The organism is Pseudoalteromonas rhizosphaerae, from assembly GCF_902498845.1.
GTDB lineage: Bacteria > Pseudomonadota > Gammaproteobacteria > Enterobacterales > Alteromonadaceae > Pseudoalteromonas > Pseudoalteromonas rhizosphaerae.
The window spans coordinates 1-393 of record NZ_CABVLM010000064.1; the positions used below are offsets into that span (position 1 = coordinate 1).

The following is a 393-nucleotide window of genomic DNA, read 5'->3' on the forward strand; positions in this document are numbered from 1 at the left end:
GCTGTTTACCCGCTGGCGCAAAGAGGATGAAGAAGCGGTAACGAAAGCGATGCAGGCCACGGGAATAACTCATCTGGCAGATCAAAGCGTGGATACCCTTTCTGGCGGACAACGCCAGCGCGCGTGGATCGCGATGGTGCTGGCCCAGGAAACGGCAATTATGCTGCTCGACGAACCCACGACCTGGCTGGATATCAGTCATCAGATTGATCTACTGGAACTGTTAAGCGAACTGAGCCGCGAGAAAGGCTATACCCTGGCGGCGGTGCTGCACGATCTTAATCAGGCCTGTCGTTACGCCAGCCATTTGATTGCATTGCGGGAAGGGAAAATTGTTGCTCAGGGAGCGCCGAAGGAGATTGTCACTGCTGAACTGATTGAGCGCATTTATGG

General features: G+C 54.5%; 1 protein-coding gene. It reads left to right on the plus strand.

Features of this window, described 5'->3' with window-relative positions:
• Positions 1 to 393, plus strand: a 393-nt coding sequence (locus PSR9079_RS23485; protein WP_149983464.1) for an ATP-binding cassette domain-containing protein, incomplete at both ends; no start/stop codon positions are given.